Annotated in this window: 15 protein-coding genes and 1 pseudogene; 2 read left to right on the forward strand and 14 right to left on the reverse strand. The window is 65.4% G+C overall.

Features of this window, described 5'->3' with window-relative positions; translation table 11 throughout:
- Positions 1–14: 14 nt before the first annotated feature.
- From AC6CHP_RS13705 to AC6CHP_RS13745, 9 genes and pseudogenes are all read right to left on the reverse strand, one after another.
- Entirely contained in the window at positions 15–1,226 is a 1,212-nt protein-coding gene (locus AC6CHP_RS13705) for a GmrSD restriction endonuclease domain-containing protein (RefSeq protein ID WP_498230481.1), read from the reverse strand.
- A gap of 263 nt (positions 1,227–1,489) precedes the next feature.
- Complete coding sequence (locus AC6CHP_RS13710) at positions 1,490–1,867, reverse strand: VOC family protein (RefSeq protein ID WP_498230483.1); 378 nt, start codon at positions 1,865–1,867, stop codon at positions 1,490–1,492.
- A 220-nt stretch (positions 1,868–2,087) separates the two neighbouring features.
- A pseudogene (locus AC6CHP_RS13715) lies at positions 2,088–2,599 on the reverse strand (mycothiol transferase).
- 47 nt (positions 2,600–2,646) lie between these two features.
- Complete coding sequence (locus AC6CHP_RS13720; RefSeq protein WP_188730739.1) at positions 2,647–2,991, reverse strand: iron chaperone; 345 nt, start codon at positions 2,989–2,991, stop codon at positions 2,647–2,649.
- A 49-nt stretch (positions 2,992–3,040) separates the two neighbouring features.
- The gene (locus AC6CHP_RS13725) at positions 3,041–3,367 is read right to left on the reverse strand and encodes a hypothetical protein (protein ID WP_377194883.1); all 327 of its coding nucleotides are present in this window, start codon (positions 3,365–3,367) and stop codon (positions 3,041–3,043) included.
- A gap of 54 nt (positions 3,368–3,421) precedes the next feature.
- Positions 3,422–4,447: a LacI family DNA-binding transcriptional regulator gene (locus tag AC6CHP_RS13730; RefSeq protein ID WP_188730741.1), complete on the reverse strand. Its 1,026-nt coding sequence runs from the start codon at positions 4,445–4,447 to the stop codon at positions 3,422–3,424.
- Between the two features lie 30 nt (positions 4,448–4,477).
- Positions 4,478–5,209, reverse strand: coding sequence for a cupin domain-containing protein (locus AC6CHP_RS13735; RefSeq protein ID WP_377194882.1), 732 nt, complete (start codon positions 5,207–5,209; stop codon positions 4,478–4,480).
- Between the two features lie 2 nt (positions 5,210–5,211).
- Positions 5,212–6,162, reverse strand: a complete 951-nt coding sequence (locus AC6CHP_RS13740) for a DUF6807 domain-containing protein (protein WP_377194881.1) — start codon at positions 6,160–6,162, stop codon at positions 5,212–5,214.
- Positions 6,163–6,190: 28 nt separating this feature from the next.
- A complete protein-coding gene (locus tag AC6CHP_RS13745; RefSeq protein WP_377194880.1) occupies positions 6,191–7,309 on the reverse strand; it encodes a Gfo/Idh/MocA family protein in 1,119 nt (372 codons plus the stop codon).
- Between the two features lie 216 nt (positions 7,310–7,525).
- Between AC6CHP_RS13745 and AC6CHP_RS13750 the strand changes: the two genes are divergently transcribed.
- Positions 7,526–9,895, forward strand: a complete 2,370-nt coding sequence (locus AC6CHP_RS13750; RefSeq protein ID WP_188730748.1) for a glycoside hydrolase family 3 N-terminal domain-containing protein — start codon at positions 7,526–7,528, stop codon at positions 9,893–9,895.
- Positions 9,896–10,267: 372 nt separating this feature from the next.
- Complete coding sequence (gene glsA / locus AC6CHP_RS13755; RefSeq protein ID WP_188730749.1) at positions 10,268–12,082, forward strand: glutaminase A; 1,815 nt, start codon at positions 10,268–10,270, stop codon at positions 12,080–12,082.
- On the opposite strand, the gene AC6CHP_RS13760 is transcribed toward glsA, so the two are convergent.
- The 5 genes from AC6CHP_RS13760 to AC6CHP_RS13780 all read right to left on the reverse strand — a co-directional run bounded on the left by AC6CHP_RS13760 (position 12,051) and on the right by AC6CHP_RS13780 (position 16,864).
- A complete protein-coding gene (locus AC6CHP_RS13760; RefSeq protein WP_322790420.1) occupies positions 12,051–12,707 on the reverse strand; it encodes a recombinase family protein in 657 nt (218 codons plus the stop codon). The genes glsA and AC6CHP_RS13760 overlap by 32 nt on opposite strands.
- Before the next feature lie 100 nt (positions 12,708–12,807).
- Positions 12,808–13,593, reverse strand: a complete 786-nt coding sequence (locus AC6CHP_RS13765) for an alpha/beta fold hydrolase (protein WP_188730750.1) — start codon at positions 13,591–13,593, stop codon at positions 12,808–12,810.
- Positions 13,594–13,624: 31 nt separating this feature from the next.
- Positions 13,625–14,305 carry a DUF624 domain-containing protein gene (locus AC6CHP_RS13770; RefSeq protein WP_188730752.1) on the reverse strand — a complete coding sequence of 227 codons (681 nt, stop codon included), beginning with the start codon at positions 14,303–14,305 and terminating at the stop codon, positions 13,625–13,627.
- Positions 14,306–14,353: 48 nt separating this feature from the next.
- On the reverse strand, positions 14,354–15,988 hold the full coding sequence (locus AC6CHP_RS13775; protein ID WP_188730753.1) for an ABC transporter substrate-binding protein: 1,635 nt from the start codon (positions 15,986–15,988) through the stop codon (positions 14,354–14,356).
- A gap of 6 nt (positions 15,989–15,994) precedes the next feature.
- Complete coding sequence (locus AC6CHP_RS13780; RefSeq protein WP_188730919.1) at positions 15,995–16,864, reverse strand: carbohydrate ABC transporter permease; 870 nt, start codon at positions 16,862–16,864, stop codon at positions 15,995–15,997.
- Positions 16,865–16,970: the final 106 nt, after the last annotated feature.

Raw genomic sequence — 16,970 nt, forward strand, 5'->3', positions numbered from 1 at the left:
CCCAAGTCAATGGGTCAGCGTTCGCAGGCGACGCCGTCAGAATCGCGGTCCAGGCCGGCCCGGTAACCTGCCTGGCCGGCGAAGATCGGGGCAGCACCGGCGGCGCGGGCAGCGGCACAGTTGGCGTAGTAGGCGGCGGCAGGTGCCGGGGCAGCGGGAGCAGGCACGGGCACCGCCGGTGCGGGCGCAACGGGAGCCGGCGGCACAGCAGCCTGCGCGGGCGGCGCGGCTACCGGTGCCTGAGCGGGCGGTACTGGTACCTGCTCCGCCTGTGCTGGTGCGGGCGCTGGAGCGGCAGGAGCCTGGTTTGTGGGCGCCAACTGGTCCGCGCAACTGGCCAGGATGGCGGCCATCGCATTGTGCTCGGCCTGGGTGACCCACAGGCCGTACGTCGCTTTCACCGAAATCTGCCGGGCAACGTATTCGCACCGGAACCCCTTGTTCGGCGGCAGCCAGGTGGCGGCGTCGCCGTCGCCCTTCTTCTGGTTGGTGGGCCCGTCCGTCGCCTGCAGGTTCAGCGGATCGTTGGCGAACGCCGTCCGCTGTTCCGTGGTCAGCTGCTGGGCACCCTTCTGCCAGGCGTCGCTGAGCGCCACAACGTGGTCGATCTGGACCTTGCTGCTGGTCCCGCTCCCCCGCAGGAAGCTGATGGACGTTCCTGTGTACGGGTCGGCCAGCATCCCGGACTGCACCTTGCAGGGCACACTGTTCGTGAACGTGATGCCCGTCAGGTCGCGCCCCAGGATGTCATTGCGGGTGTCGCATCCGTTCCGGTCCACGTCCGCCCACGCTTGGCCGAACAAGGCGCGGTCATAGCCCGTCTTGGGTGCGCGGCCCTTGATGGGCAGGGTGGCCAGCAGGTGGGCCGCCTTGGTGGCGAAGGCAGGCTGCAGCCTTGGAGTTTCCACCGTGGCACCCTCCGCCACCAGGGCAGTGGTCTCTGGATCCAGCGGCGCGCCCGTGTCCCGGACTGGTGGAGCGGACGACGGCGGCGGCGTGGCTGAGGGGGCCGTGCTGGCTGCGGAGGGGGCGGCCGTGGCTGTGCTCTGCGCGGCGGCGGGCTCCAGGTCTCCGGAGAATGCCTTAGGCAGCGAAGCGGCTCCGGCTACGAAGAGTGCCAGGGAGATCCCGAGTGCGATGGCGCCGGATTTCCGCCGTGGCCGCGGCCGCGGCCCGGGCGTCGAAGCCGACGGGGCAGGCCCCAGCCCGGTCCCATGGTTCGTCATTGATTTTTTCCCCCAACAAATAAAGGCCCGGCAGCACGCCGGGCCTTTTGCTTAGCCACAAGTGGTTATGGTGAGGAGCCTATTTCCCGGGACACCCGGAAATGCGGAAACTGCGGGAAGCCTGAGGCAACGTTGATTCTGCCTTGATCCCGCCTTGATCTTTGGTGTAACACTGCGGACAAAAAGCCCTGGCACCTCGGTGCGGCGGCCGACGGCGGCTCGCGCCGCCGTCGTAATCTTCCCTTCGGGAACCGCCCCCTGAACTACGCGCGCTGGGCGATGTTGAGGATGTTTCCCTCGCTGTCCAGGAACCAGGCGCCCTTTCCGAATGAGTCGGTAGCCACGCCGTTCTCCGTCTTCAGGCCGGGGAAATCGTAGTCCTCGAACGTGACGCCGCGGCCGCGCAGTTCCTCCATATCGCGTTCAAGGTTGTCCGACTCCCAGCCCATCTGAGTGTTCTTGGCACTGCCGGCGTTGTCAGTCTGGTAGATGAGGAAGCTGGTGCCGTTGCCGCAGCGGTACATCAGGCTGTCCTCGATGGTTTCGGAGGGCTCCAGCCCCAGCTTGTCCCGGTAGAAATCCTTGGCCCTGTTGATGTCCTTCGCGGGAAGGACAGCCATGATTGCTGAATCCTTGAGCATGGTGATTCCTTTGTGCACTTGTTCGCGCTGATGGCGGTTGCTCTCCCCCGGCTGCGCTCCCCGGGGCATTCCGGTGCGGAGCGCATGGCCGCCCTTCGCGCCACTGCCGGGGCGGCCACCTGGAACTCTGCGTGCCCCGCCAGCCATCAATGGCGCCAGGGTCCCCGAAGCCTACGAGGCCATTATGGAACCGAATTGCGCCCACGGAAATAGGGGATTTTTACTCGTCCTGCGGCGGTTTCAGGCCCCTGGCGTACGCGGCCTGTCCCACGTGCTGGAGGCAGTCGGCGAGGGTGCTGACAAGCCGCACGCCGAGCGTGACGGGCGGTCCCAGCGCGTGTCGACGACGCGGTCAAGGTCGCCGTCACCGAGGGTCTCCAGGAAGTCCACGGTCTGCCGGTGGACGGCGTTGTAGTAGTCCAGGAGCAGTCCCGCCTCAACGTGCACGGCGTCCACCTGCTCCCTGGAATGGCCGTAGCCGGTGTATTTCCGGGGCAACGGCAGGCCGAAGCGGCCCACAAAATCCTGCGCGGTCCACACCTGCTCGCGGCCGGCGACGTCCGCCACCTGCGCATCCTCCACGCGGCCCAGGTGCCAGGCCAGCCAGGCGATCGAGTTGCCGGTGCCGCCTGGCCGCTGGGCCAGCGTCCCGCCGTCGAGCCCTTCAAGGGTAGCCTCCAAGGTCTCCCGGACCCGGCCAAAGGCGTCCAGCAGCAGTTCGTTGGTTTTCACGGTTCCCTTCCTGCTTCTCTTCCCTAAGGGACGCGTGGACCCCTGCGTTATTTCCGGATCTCCGCCCGCCGCAGCCGGACCATCTCCTCCACCACGTCCTCGGGGACGGGATGGTCCGGGGTGAAGCGGACTGTGCCCTTGGACAGTGAGAAGCCCTCCAGCCTGGGTGCGACGGCGTCCACCACCTCGGGCGAGAACGGGAAGATGGACAGGTGTTTGGCGGCTGCCACCACGCCGATCAGCGGTTTGCCGTCCAGCTTCAGGGCAGGCATCCCGTAGCTTCGGCCTTCCTCGGCGTCCGGGACGATGCGCTGCGCGGCCGCGATAACCCGCTGCAGGCAGCCGCGTTCAGGCTCAGCCATGGCGGCAAGGGAATCGGCAACGTCACCCATGCGGACAGTCTAGACCCGGGCGTACGCCCGGCGACGCCGGGCTTTCGCGCTACGCTTTCGCAGCCCGGATCGCCTTACGCACCGCCGCCCCGACGGCCGAAATGACTGGCAACAGGCAAACCAGTGCCACCACGGTGTTGGGCCGGAAGGACACCTGCCCGCCGACGTTCCGGTACACACCCAGCGGCAGCACCATTCCGCCTCCACCGCCGCCGGAGGCACCGTCCGGCCCGGCTTCGCCGCCACCGCCAAAGCCGAAGGACACCAGCGCCACTGGAATGACCTCTTCCCCTCCGATCTGGACCGGGGAACCGTACGCCTTGGAGACGCCAATGTTCTTGAATGCTTCAATCAGGGACGGGAATGTATCAGCCATGGCCCCACCCTATGGGCGTTGGGCCGCCGGCAACAGACCTGCCGCCGCGGCTGGTCAGCCCTTGCGCGGTGGGGCCGTGGAGCCGCGCACCACCAGCTCGGTTCCCAGCTCGATCCGCTGGGGCAGTTCCTCGTCCCCGTCCAGGTGGCGGAGCAGGGCGCGCATGGCCGTCTCGGCCATCTGCACCACGGGCTGCCGGACTGTGGTCAGCCCCGGCTCCACCCACTCGGCCGCGGGGATGTCGTCAAACCCCACGATGGACAGGTCTTCGGGGACGCTCAGCCCAGCCGCGCGCGCCGCCCGGTAGGCACCCAGCGCCTGATCATCGTTGCCGGTGAAGATCGCGGTGGGCCGGTCCTCCAGCTGCAGCAGTTTTCGGGTGGCGGCCTCGCCGGACTCGATGGAGAAGTCGCCGGGAACCATCAGTGCAGGATCCACCTCAATCCCTGCCCGGCGCAGCGCGGAGCTGTAGCCGTCTTCGCGCGCGCTGCTGCACTGCAGGTCCTCGCGGCCGCCAATCATGCCGATCCGCTTGTGGCCCAGCTGCAGCAGGTGCTGCGTGGCCGAGTACCCGCCGTCCCAGTTGGCTGCGCCCACCGTCATCAGGTCCGGGCCGGGCTGCCCCACCGGATCAATCAGCACCACCGGGATGCCGAGCGACTTGATCCGCTGGATCTGCTTGGCGTCCAGCTGGTAAACCGCCATCAGCAGGCCGTCCGACTTCCGCTCGGCAACGTTCGCCAGCCACGGGCGGATGCGCGAGCCGTCCAGGCTGAGGCTGCTCACCACCGTGCCGTAGCCGGCAAGCTGCGCCACGCGCTCAACGCCCTCGATGATTTCCAGGGCCCATTCGGAGCCCATTCCCGGAAACACCAGGTCCACCAGCCCGGCCTTCTTCCGCTGCTTGGCCGGGCGCCGGGCATAGTCACGCCGGGCAATGATCTCCTCAACCCGGGCCCGGGTCTCCGCCGCCACATGGGCGTGCCCGTTCAGCACCTTGGAAACAGTGGGAACGGATACCCCGGCTTCGCGGGCAATCTCACTGATCGTGGCGCGTCCCGTGTCCTGCTTGCTCACCAAGCCGTCCTTTCGGCCGGGACAGCGCCCGGCTTAGCTATCGGAAAGTTCCCACGTCTGGATGTGGCCGCACATGCCGTAAACCCTGCGATTCTTCCGTTGCCCCATGGTAGTCCGCGCCTTGCCCAGGTAGAAACTTTCCGCCGCGTCCAGAGAGGCCAGCTGCTGCCGGGTGTTCTCCGCCTGCTCCGCTGCGCCTCCAGCCAGCACCTCGGCCCAGGCTGCGGTCCGGGGAGCCACCAGGCGGGTAGCCGTGGCATGGAACTCCGCGAGGGCCGCGGGCCCGGACTCAATCACGGCGGCTTTCAGCGCAAAGTACCCTTCCAGCGCCAAATCACGACGACGGCGGGCCGCCTCTTCCCCTTCGGCCAGTCCGGCGTCGGCGTCCTTGATCTCCAGGGCGGCGGCCCTTCCGTACGATTCGGCGTCCGTGAGGTGCTCGGGCGGGAACGTCATGACGGCGTCCCCGTTTTCCGGCAGCCCGGCGTTCTGCATCACCACCAGGACCTTGAGATCGCCCGAGTCATTGACGGCGCGGTGCACCGTTCCGGGGGTGAACCACAACACCACCCCGGGCTCCAGCGGCGTGGAGGTGAAGCCGTCCGAGTTCAGGGTCTCCAGCCGGCCTGTGCCTTCCAGCACCACATAAGCTTCCGTGGAGGCGGTGTGCATGTGCGGTGAACCGCCGGCGCAGCCGTCCGCGCCGGGCCAGTCATAGATGGTGACCTCGGACAGTCCGGTGGCCCCGGGGAAAGTGGACGCCACCGCTATGCCCAGCTTTCCAGTGCCTGCTGCGCCGCCCCGGCCAGGGCCCCGGCACGCGCCTCGTCGACCGCGCCGTCGGCGATCACCACGGCGTAACGGTAGGTCAGCGGTGAGCCTTCCTCCAGCGGCACTTCCCGGCTGAAGAACGGGGCGGAGCCCAAGCACGCGAACATCGATGACCTGGCGAACCACTGGGCGGGGGCGCCCGGGTTGGTGCTGTCCTCCGTGAAGAGGATGGTGGAGGACCGGCATGTGTCGTCATGCTTCCCGGTGAAGGCGATCCACGGTGAGCGGGTTCCCATGAACTCGTCCCCGCCGGTTCCCTCCGGGCTGCGGAACTCACCGCCGGTAAAGGACCGCGGGCCGCGCCAGAACAGCCCGCCGTAGCCGGCGTTGTCCCGGCCCTCGGTGGTGGGGCTTCCGATGGTGATGACCTCGCCGGAAATGTTGCTCATTTCGGACTCGAACAGGATGGCGTAGGCGCCCTCCGTGCCTTCGGCGTCCAGGAGCCGGATGCTGAAACGGCGGTTCTCCGCGATGACCGGCTCGCCGTCCTGGGAGGTCCAGGTAAGGGATTCCGACGCCGTGATCCCGGTTTCAGTCTCATTGACCGCCGCGAATGCCTGGTGGGTCATGGCGCCGTTGTTGTCCAGGTTCGCGTACTCGGTGGCGCGGGTGTAGGTGGCGCCGCCCCAGAAATTGTGCTTTCCCACGTTGGGCAGGGCCCAGGACAGGCCCTTGTGCCAGACGTGGTCCCACGGGCGCGAAATGGTGACCTCGTCGCCGTCCAGGGTGGTGAGCGGGTGGAAGAACGGCCGGGGGCTTTCGTACTGGTCGTCGGTGGGCTTGTAGGTATAGGTGGCGATGGTCCGGCCGTAGGCGCTGAAGCTCAGGGCGGCGCCGTCGTCCAGGACGGCCAGCTGGCGGGTCGTGGTGGCTGCGGGGGTGGTCATAAGGAGTCTCCTTGAAAGGTGTGGATTGTCAGGCGCGGGCGGCGCGGAGTGCGGTGGCATCCAGCACTACGGCGCCCAGTCCTTCGCCGTCCATGCCGGCGTAGAACGGATGGCCGGGGACGATGTCGCCGCGCCGGACCGCGGTGCCAGTGAAGGCGGAGGCGTAGATGGCGGCGGCAAGTTCCAGCGTCTGCCGTGCAGAGTCGGCGTCGGCTGGGAGGGGACGCCCGGCGTCGAGCGCGTCATACATGGCCAGGAACTGCGCCGAGTGCCCGCTCCCCCGTTCCAGCGGCTGCCCTGTCCACGCGTTGTTGACCTGTTCTTCGTGGCCGGGGGCGGCCGTGATGGTCCAGTTGTCGGTGCTGTAGCCGTAAAGGTGGCTCAGTTCCACGGTGGCGAACTCGCAGTCGATCCTGATGTCCGAGGTTTCCCGGGGTGACAGCAGCGAGTTGACGATGGTGGCCACCGCGCCGTTTTCAAACCGGACCAGCGCCGCGGACAGGTCCTCGGTGGAGGTGGCACGGTCCTGCCGGGTGGCAATGGCGGTGACTTCCGCCCACGGGCCCAGCAGGTGCAGGAGAAGATCGAACTGGTGGATGCCGTGGCCCATGGTGGGTCCGCCGCCTTCGGCGTTCCAGGTGCCGCGCCAGGGCAGGTCCCAGTAGCTGTCCGGCCGGTACCAGAGCGTGTCACAGCGGGCCACCAGAGGACGGCCGAATTCCGCGGCTCCGATCAGTTCCCTGGCAGCCGCCGACGCATCGCCGAAGCGGTGCTGGAAGACGCAGGAGAACTGTGCACCACCCTTTGCCTGCGCCTTCTCCAGCCGGTCAAAGTCAGCGAGGCTAAGCGCCGGCGGCTTCTCGGACAGGACGTGGACGCCCGCCTCCAGGCACTCGATGGCCTGGTCGATATGGAACATGGGCGGGGTGCAGAGATGCACGATGTCCGGTTTGGCCCCGGCCAGCAGGTCGGCGAGAGCGAGGTACCTGCCCTCAATGCCGTGCTGGCCGGCGAAGGCGTCCAGCCTGCCCTGGTCCACATCGCATGCAGCCACGAGCTCCGCCCTCCCGCCTGTCCGGGCAAGGTTGTCCGCGTGCACCGCCGCTATCCCGCCGGTTCCCACGATGGCCACTCTGTACGTCCGCATGATTTCTCCGTCGTTGCAGTAAATGTTGTTGCCGTAAAGGATTCGAAACTTTCTAAGGCAAATACAGAAGTTTCGAACACAAGGTTGAGCTTCTTTCCGCGCCTGCAATCAACCGTATGGAGCTTATTGATCCCCCGTCAAGGATTTTGGACCTAGAAAGTTGTAATAAGTTTCTGATAGTTTCAGAGAAACACACACGATCCCTAGGAGAAGCCCGTGACTAGCGGTGCCGCCGAGAAGCAAGCATTACGCCAGGACAGCGTTCCGGCCGGCGGCAGCGACGCCGTCGAACGCCTGATCCGTGAGATGACGCTGGAAGAGAAGCTGGCGCAGCTGGCCGGCGTCTGGGTCAATGCCTCAACGGACGGCGACTCCGTGGCTCCCCTGCAAAGCGAGATGGCCGGTGATGGCCGTTCCTGGGAGGAAGTGATCTCCCACGGCCTGGGACAGATCACCCGCATGTACGGCACCGTCCCCGTGGAGCCGCTGGAGGGTGCCCGCCGGCTGGCGGCCGCGCAGGAACAGATCATGGCAGCCTCCCGCTTCGGCATCCCCGCGCAGGTCCATGAGGAATGCCTCGCGGGCCTGGCTGCATGGAAGGCCACGGCGTTCCCGGTGCCCCTGGCCTGGGGCGCCACCTTCAACCCCGCCCTTGTCCGGCAGATGGCTGGCCTGATCGGGGACCAGATGCGGCAGCTCGGCGTCCACCAGGGCCTTGCCCCTGTGCTGGACGTGGTGCGCGACCTGCGCTGGGGCCGGGTGGAAGAGACCATCGGCGAGGACCCGTACCTGGTGGGCATCCTGGCCAGCTCCTACGTGGAGGGCCTGGAGGGGGCAGGGATCGTGGCCACCCTCAAGCACTTCGTTGGCTACTCCGCGTCCCGCGCCGGCCGCAACCACGCCCCGGTGTCCATGGGCCCGCGGGAGCTGGCCGATGTGATGCTGCCGCCGTTCGAACTGGCCATCAAGCACGGCGGAGCCCGTTCCGTGATGCACGCCTACACGGATACGGATGGCCTCCCGGCGGCCGCCAACCGTGCGCTCCTTACCTCCCTGCTCCGCGACGAGTGGGGCTTTGCCGGGACGGTGGTGGCCGACTACTTCGGCGTTGCCTTCCTCAACGTCACCCACGGCGTAGCCGCCGATTCCGGCGAAGCCGCCGCCCTTGCCCTGACCGCCGGCGTGGACGTGGAACTGCCCACGGTGAACTGCTACGGCATGCCGCTGCAGGAACGGGTCCGCGGGGGCGCAGTTGCCGAGTCGCTGGTGGACACCGCGCTGCGGCGCGTACTGACCCAGAAGCAGGAGGCCGGACTGCTGTCCCCGGACTTCAACCCCGCTCCCCCGGCACTTGCCGCCGGAACCATCAACCTTGACCCCGCGGTGAACCGCGAGCTGGCGCGGGAGATCGCAGCACAGTCGCTGGTGCTGCTGAGCAACAGGACGCACGACGGCGGCCCCGCGCTGCCGCTGCCCGGCACCTTGAGCGGTCTCCTCGGCGTCGTGGGGCCGCTGGCACAGGACCCTTTCGCAATGCTGGGCTGCTATTCCTTCGACGCCCACGTTGGTGCCTCGCATCCTGACGTGCCAATGGGCATCCGCATTCCCACCGTCGCTGACGCTGCTGCCTCCCGTTTCGGGTCCGTCCGCAGCGCCGCGACCGGCACCTGCGAGACCATCACGGAGGAACAGATCGAGGAGGCGTGCACTATCGCTGCCGGGGCGGACACCTGCGTGATCGCCGTGGGCGACAACGCCGGCCTCTTCGGCCGCGGCACGTCCGGGGAAGGAAACGACGCCGCCGACCTCCGGCTCCCGGGTGACCAGCACCGCATGCTTGACCGCGTACTGGCGGCCGCCGAGGCTGCGGGGACGCGCACCGTCGTGGTGGTCCTCAGCGGCCGGCCCTACGCGCTCGGGGACTTCGTGGACCGCGCCGGCGCCATCATCCAGGGCTTCTTCCCCGGCGAGGAGGGCGGCGAGGCGCTCTGGGACGCGCTGACCGGCGTCGTCAATCCTTCCGGCAAACTACCGGTGTCCGTTCCGCGCACCCCCGGCGGGCAGCCCGGCACCTACCTGCGCAGCCGGCTGGCCGGCCCGTCCGGCGTCAGCGCCCTGGACCCGTCGCCGCTGTTCGGCTTCGGCCACGGGCTGTCCTATACAAGGTTCGGGTTCTCGGACCACGTGGCCGGCGCCCCTGCGATGTCGACGGCGGAAGCGGTCACCGTGAGCTGCACGGTCACCAACACCGGGCCCGTTGACGGGGCGGAGGTGGTGCAGCTTTACCTGGAGGATCCGGTGGGCGAGGTGGTCCGGCCGGTGCGGGAGCTGATCGGATTTGCCCGGGTGGAACTCGCGGCCAGGTCCTCGGCAAGGGTCGAGTTCACCGTGCACGCGGACCGCACGTCCTTCACCGGCGTGGACCTGAAGCGCGTGGTCACGCCCGGTCTGGTGAAACTGCACGTGGCCACCTCAAGCACGCAGGACGTCTACACCCATGAAGTGATCCTTCACGGCGAGCGCCGCGTGGTGGGTTTCGACCGCGAAATGCTGACGCCGGTGAGGATCACCCAGCACGGTAGTTAGCCCATGCACACGTCTCTGATCGCCGCGTGGGCAAGTTCCGCGAGGCGCCATCGCGTGACTCTTCGTGCGCAGTGATAGTCACTGCTGCCTCCTGCGCCTCATCGATGACCACGTATTGCCCATACTTGCCGTCCAGACGCCATGAAGCAGACGGCCTATCCGTGCTAGCTCTTCTGTGCGGAGTTCCAATCCGCTCCCTCCGATGATCCAACCCAACGGGCACCGGTGCCCATTGCGGGTTCTGAATGCCAAGCGGATCGAACAGGCGAGGCGTGAGCCAGTCACGCCCTCTCGCTCATCATGCACAGCCGTAGGAAGCGCTGAATAATACGGAATTGAGCACCGCGCATACCTCCCCATAGTGTTGCCCTTATGGAATCTCCAATCGAAGGCTACCTGGCGCGGATTCATCGGGAGATTTCGGAACTGAAGGACGGAAAGCCGTACAGCACTATTCCGGCCATGGCGAACGTCAACCCTGACAACTTCGGGATCTGCCTCACAACAGTGGACGGTTATGTCTACGAGATCGGGGACACCCGGGAAGAGTTCAGCATCCAGTCCATCTCGAAGCCCTTCACCTACGGTCTGGCACTGGCGGACCTTGGCCTGGACAAGGTGGACGAGAAGGTTGACGTCGAGCCTTCGGGGGATTCCTTCAACGAGATTTCCCTCGCCGAAGGGACAGGACGGCCGGCGAACGCAATGATCAACGCAGGTGCCCTCACGGCAACCTCTCTGATCAAAGCGTCGGGCGGCATCACCCGGATCAAGCGCATCGTCAACACGTACTCGGCCTTCGCAGGAAGAGAACTGTCCATCGACGAGGAGATCTTCGCCTCGGAACTGGAGCATGGTCACCGGAACCGGGCACTGGCGTACCTGTTGCGGTCCTTCAATATCATCGAGAATGACCCGGTGCCGGTCATCGAAGACTATTTCCGGCAGTGTTCCGTCCTGGTGAACTGTTTGGACCTCTCCCTCATGGCGGCAACCCTTGCCAACAGCGGCCGGAACCCCATGACCGGGAAACAGGTGATGGAGATCTTGCCGGTGGAGCGGGTCCTCTCGGTCATGACCACCTGCGGAATGTATGACGACGCCGGATCCTGGATCAGTACCGTCGGGATGCCTGCGAAGAGTGGAGTCGGGGGCGGGACCATCTCCGTACTCCCCGGACAGGTGGGCCTGGCTGTCTATTCCCCGCCGCTCGACGAGCACGGCAGCAGCGTGCGCGGCATCGCAACGAGCCAGCGGCTTTCGCAGGATATGGAGCTCCATTTTGTCCGCGCGGCACGTGTCGGCAAGTCCGCAATTCGCTCGAGCTACGACATCTCGGCTGCTCCCTCGGGTATCCGCCGTGGTGACGAGGCTATGGATCTCCTCCGCGACCATGGTCACCGCGCCCGTGTGGTTGAACTGAACGGCGACCTCCTTTTCGCCGGCACGGAGTCGATGGTCCGGGAACTGAGCAGTCTGAACGATGAAGTGGAGCTCATCATCCTCGACTTGCGTCGTGTGGACGAGGTTGCGGACGTATCGATGCGCCTCCTTGCCGAGGTTCGTGAGAACCTCGTCGCTGATGGCCGGGAGCTGGTGCTGATAGATGCGGAAGGTACGCTCGCCGATGCTTTCCGGGACGTCGACCGTGACGTCCCGACTTTTGACACACGGACGGCAGCTGTCGAATGGTGCGAGAACCGGCTCATCGAGACCTATGGCACCGAGCTGGATTTGCCAAGTCGGGTCAACATCGCGCAGTGCCCCGCCCTGAGTCCGCTCAGCGATGAGGACATCCAAAAGCTCGCCGACCGGATGGAAGACCGAACCTACAACGACGGCGACGTCATCCGCCGCATCGGTCAATCCTTCGGTGGAGTGTTTTTCATCCTGTCCGGCGGCGTCACCACGTCGGTGCTCGGTCCCACCGGGCACCGGGTGAAACTGACTACCCTGAGTGCGGGGATGACCTTCGGAGAACTTGCGCTGGGCAGCGATGATCGGCAGGAAACCACGGTGAAGGCCACAGGGAAGGTCACCATCAAACTCCTCACGGCAGACGCGATATCGCGATTGGAGTCGGAGGATGAGCGGCTTGCGCTCGAATTGTGGAAAGCCCTGACCCGAGACGCATACACCCGGGTGGACCTTTATCTCAGGGAAACGGCAGTACGGATCCGGGACTGATTCCTGTGACTATCGGCGCAGGTCGGACGGGAGCATACCCATCACTACGGCAACGATCCACTCGCCTTCCCAGTCGCGGCCTGCCTCCGTCCCATAGCCTTGGTTGAGTACCGGAAGACGCTCCAGAGCGACGTCCCGGCGCCCCTAGTGTGCCAGCGGAGCGGCAGGTATGTCGTCGGCATCGTGCAGCGGCGGTGAAGAGAACGGGCCGAGTGCAGAGGACTGTTGATGTCGTTCCCTGGCTGGGGAGCTGCCGGGCGGAGCGGATCTTGGCCTCCGTCATAATGCGTTTGCGTCCGCCGAGCCGGCCCTGTTCGCGCGCTGCCTGTAGGCCTGCCTGGGTGCGTTCGACCATAAGCTCGCGTTCCATCTGCGCCAGGGAAGCCATGACGATGAAGAAGAAGCGTCCGGAGGCGGTGGTGGTGTCGATCGAGTCGGTGAGACTGACAAAGCCAATGCCCCGCCTGTTCAGGCCTCCGGCGAGACCGGGGCGGCCAGCCTTGGTCCCGCTCATTGTGTCTTCAAAGACGCGATCGCATCCCGCACCCCTAAAGGCGGCCAACTGTAGATCAAGGTTCTGGTCGCGCGTGGACACTCTGACGTAGCCGATACGATGTGCAGCCATGGGGGCTTCTCATCTCCAAGGCCTTTCCCACAGAACGGCCTGGCTGTCCAGCTGTGAATCGCAGCGCTGAATGTCACCTCTGGCGCCCGATAGCCGATCTTCACTGGGCAGACGCCCTGGTCCGCGCGAGCCAATCTTTCACCAGCGCGGCAGTAAGGTCCGGGCGTTCGAGATGGGCATTATGGCCAGCGGCGTCGAGTACCGCGTAGGTGCCCCGGACATAGTGGCTGCGCAGTTTCCACCCATCCTCGTAGCCAGTCACGTGGTCCTGACGCCCGAAAAGGTGCAACGAGGGTGCCTCAAAGGGAGCAGGGTGTGCCACCTCGGGTTCGACAGAGAGCGCGTACTCCGCCGCCACTCGTTCGAGGATTGCTTGGTTCGCTCCGCGAAGACCAGGAAGGACATACCGGGTAAATGCCTCCAGCGTGGCCTGACTCTGGACGACGGTCATTTCCTCGTAGTCCTCCCGCACGTGGCCAGCCAAAGCCAGGACAGACGGGTCCTCCCGGACAACCTGCCGGCGGGGAAGGCTGCGAGCCTGATGGGTCGGCTCGTACACGCCCGCAAGAGTAGCCAAGCCAAGAACCTGATCCCGAAGCACGTGGGCTATGTGCCGGGAAATCATGCCTCCGAAGGAGTTGCCGATCACGGCGAACGGCCGGTCTCCAAGACACTTATGGATATCGTTCAGAGCGCTTTGCGCGACGTGGTCTGCGCTGGAGACATTCGTGTCAGCGTTTCCCGCGGCCCACGGTAGGTCGATATAGATCCGTCGCCACCCGGAGCCATCAAGGGCGTCCTCCAACGGAAGCATGACCCGATGATCAACGCCGAATCCGTGGATTACTACGAGCGGAAGGCCTTCTCCTAAGACTTGAGCAATCACGGACCAGAGCCTACAGGCACAGTTTGATCCCTCAGCGTTTGGTGAACCTGTCCTCGATGAACCGCAGCAGCGGCCGGGAGTTGAGGCACACCAGGAACACCAGGGCCCCGGCAACCACCAGCATCAAGTAGGTGGTGGACATCAGCAGCAGGAAGGCAGCCACAAACAGGATGCCGGCGTTGCCCAGCGCCACCCTCTTCTGCGCACCGAAGCCGTACAGCGACAGCCGGTAGATGTCCCGGACGGGGAAGGTGAACCGGGACAGCAGCAGCAAGGCGTTCAGTGCCGCCGTTGCCACCAGGAGCGCCAGGACCAGCAGCGCCACCCGGATGGCGGGTTCCGCGCCGGGTCCGGCGCCGGGGATGAGTGGCAGGCCGGCCAGGTTCAAGGTGACCACGGCCAGCACCAGCAGGTATGGCAGCCACACCACCAGGGCCTGCACAAAGTTCATCCGGTAGCCCCGCACAAAGTCACGGAACACCCCGGTGTCATGGCCGGCAAGCAGCCGGTTGAACGCGTACATGGCAGCCACCAGGGACGGGCCAACCGGGACGAAGGCCAGCAGCACCAGGAGCCAGTTGCCCAGCAGTGGCGTTACCACCAGCAGCACGTTGGCAAGCACCAGCAGCGCGTGGCCCATCATCACGCCGGCCACGGCGCCGGCCACCCTGAAGAGGGGGCCGGCACCGTATTCCGCTTTTTTCTGAACCACGCACTGCCTTTCGGTTGCCGGCAAAGGCGGCCGGCGCCGTCGTACTTCCTACTTCTTATCTGCGTAAGCCGTGTACGCCTTGTTCGCCAACTCTACGTATTTGGACATGCCCTTGCTGTCCAGTTCCTTGAGGTAGGCGTCGAACTCGCCCAGGCTCCGCTGCCCCGTGATGAACTTCAGGGTGTTCTGCTTGACGTGGTCCTTCAGCGGGGTGAGCACCAAGGTGGCCTGCTCGCGGTCCACGTCGCTGAACGGCACGGGCGGGGACACCGGCTTCGGGGTCTTGCTCTTCATGGCCTCCTGGAACGCGAGCTCCTCCTCATTGAAGGTGGAGTGGAGCAGGTCCGTGGTGCCGCCGTACGCGAAGTTGCCGCCGGAGAATCCGTATTCCACCCGCAGGTCCTTGGTGCCGGCCGGGTTGAGTCCCTGGAAATTGATGTCCTTGGCGAGGACGCGCTTCCCGCCTTCCTTGCTGAACGTGGTGCCTTCCACGCCCCATTTCGAGAACTCCTGCCCGGCATCGCTGTAGAAGAGCCAGTCGATGTACTGCATGAGCGCCACGAACGTGTCCTTGTCCTTCACGGACGAGTTGAGCATGATGCCGTTCTCCAGCCGCGAGCCGCCGATGAGGTCCCCCGCTGGGCCACCGGGGACCGTGATCTTGCGGACGGTGAAGTTGCCCTTGCCCAGCGACTGCTCCATGGACGTGCGGTAGGTGATGATGTTCTGCGAGTTCGCGCTGATGACGAACGACTTGCCGGAGGTGAACTTCTGGATGGCCGAATCGTCCGTCTGCGTGAAGCTTTCGGGGTCCATCAGGCCCTCGGACACCAGGGAATTGAAGTAGGTCACCAGTTCCTTGAACCTGGAGGTGCCGGCGGCGAACTCGAATTCCTTCTTGTCCTCGTCGAAGTTCAGCCCGTCCACCAGTCCCCAGCCCGCCACCGTGCCGAACGCGTTGCCGGCGATGTTCAGCACGCTGTTGCCGTTGAACCTGTCAGAGAACGGCACCACGTCCGGATAGGCCTTCTTCAGCTTGCGCAGCACCTCGCGGAACTCGTCCCAGGTCTTTGGATCCGCGATTCCTTCCTTCTCCAGGATGTCGGTGCGGAAGGCCAGGGTGTAGTCCGGCCACAGCTCCTCATGCAGCCCGGGCAGCACGTAGTACTTGCCGTCCTCCTGCGTGAGTCCGGCGATCTCCGGCTCGAGCTTCCACTTCTTCACCTTGTCCTGGAAGTGCGGCATCAGGTCCACGTAGTCGCTGACCGGCAGGACCGCCCCGGACGAGACGTACGCGCTCTCCTGGCCCGGGTAGGTCTTGGCGATGATTTCCGGGGCGTTGCCCGAGCTGATCAGCAGGCTGCGCTTCTGCTCGTAATCGCTGCTCGGCACGATGGTGGGTTCCAGCGTGACGTTGTTCGCGGTGGCCATCTGGGTGAACAGCAGCCAGTCCTTCTTGAACGGGTACGAGGGCTGGTCGCTGAAGAGGAAGGTGAAGCTCACCGGCGCCGTCGCCTTGAACGTATCCCCCACCCCAAAGCTGTCCATGGCTCCGGTGCGGGCCTTGGAGGTGTCCACCTTGGTGCCTGAATCGGAGTCACAGCCTGCCGCCACCAGGCCGAACGCGGCGAGGGCGGAGAGGCCCAGGAACTCTCGTCTGCGGATCATGGGTTTTCCTTTCATAAGGGGTTATTCCTTGACGGAACCGAGCATGACGCCCGTGAAGAAGTACTTCTGGACAAAGGGGTAGATGCACAAGATGGGAATGACGGTGAGGACGATGGTGACCGACTGGATGTTCGCCGCGATCTGGCCGAGGTTCTCCGCCGTGCCGCCGGCAGAGTCGGCGGTGGTGACCCCGGCGATCATGTTGCGGAGGTAGATGGTCACCGGGAACAGGTCCGGATTGTCCAGGTAGAGGAAGGCCTGGAACCAGGAGTTCCAGTTGGCTACGGCGTAGAACAGCACCATGGTTGCCACGATGGCCTTGCTCAGGGGAAGGACCACCTTGAACAGCACACCGTACTGGGTAAGCCCGTCAATGGCGGCGGCTTCCTCCAGTTCGCGGGGCATGTTTTCGAAGAACGACTTCATGATGAGCAGGTTGAAGACGCTGATGGCATTGGGCAGCACCACGGCCCACAGGGTGTCCCGCATGCCCAGCGAGCTGATCAGCACGTAGTTGGGGATGAGGCCGCCGTTGAAGAACATGGTGAACACCGCGATGCCAATAAACACGCTGCGGCCTTTCAGGTCCTTCTTGGCGATGGCGTAGGCGAAGCTGGTGGTCAGGACCATGGAGATGGCCGTTGCCACCACCGTGTACAGGACCGTGTTGCCGTAGTTGTTCCAGAAAGTGGAGTCGGCGAGGATCAGCTTGTACGTTTCGGTATTGAACCCCATGGGGAACAGGTTGACCTGGCCCGCGTTGATGAACCCTTCGCTGGAGAAGCTCTGGGCGATGATGTTCATGAACGGGTAAAGCGTCAGGAACACCACCACCAGCAGGAAGACCAGGTTGAACATCCTGAACACGCGCATGCCGCGGGAGACCTTCATGTCCTTGAGCAGCACCCCGGTTTCCTTGGGGCTGCGCCCGGCGCGGAAGCGGGGCTTGGCGCCGGCGGGCCTACTGCCGGAGCCTTCCTCCCCCGCGGTGCCCGGC

This window comes from Pseudarthrobacter sp. GQ63 (assembly GCF_059758765.1).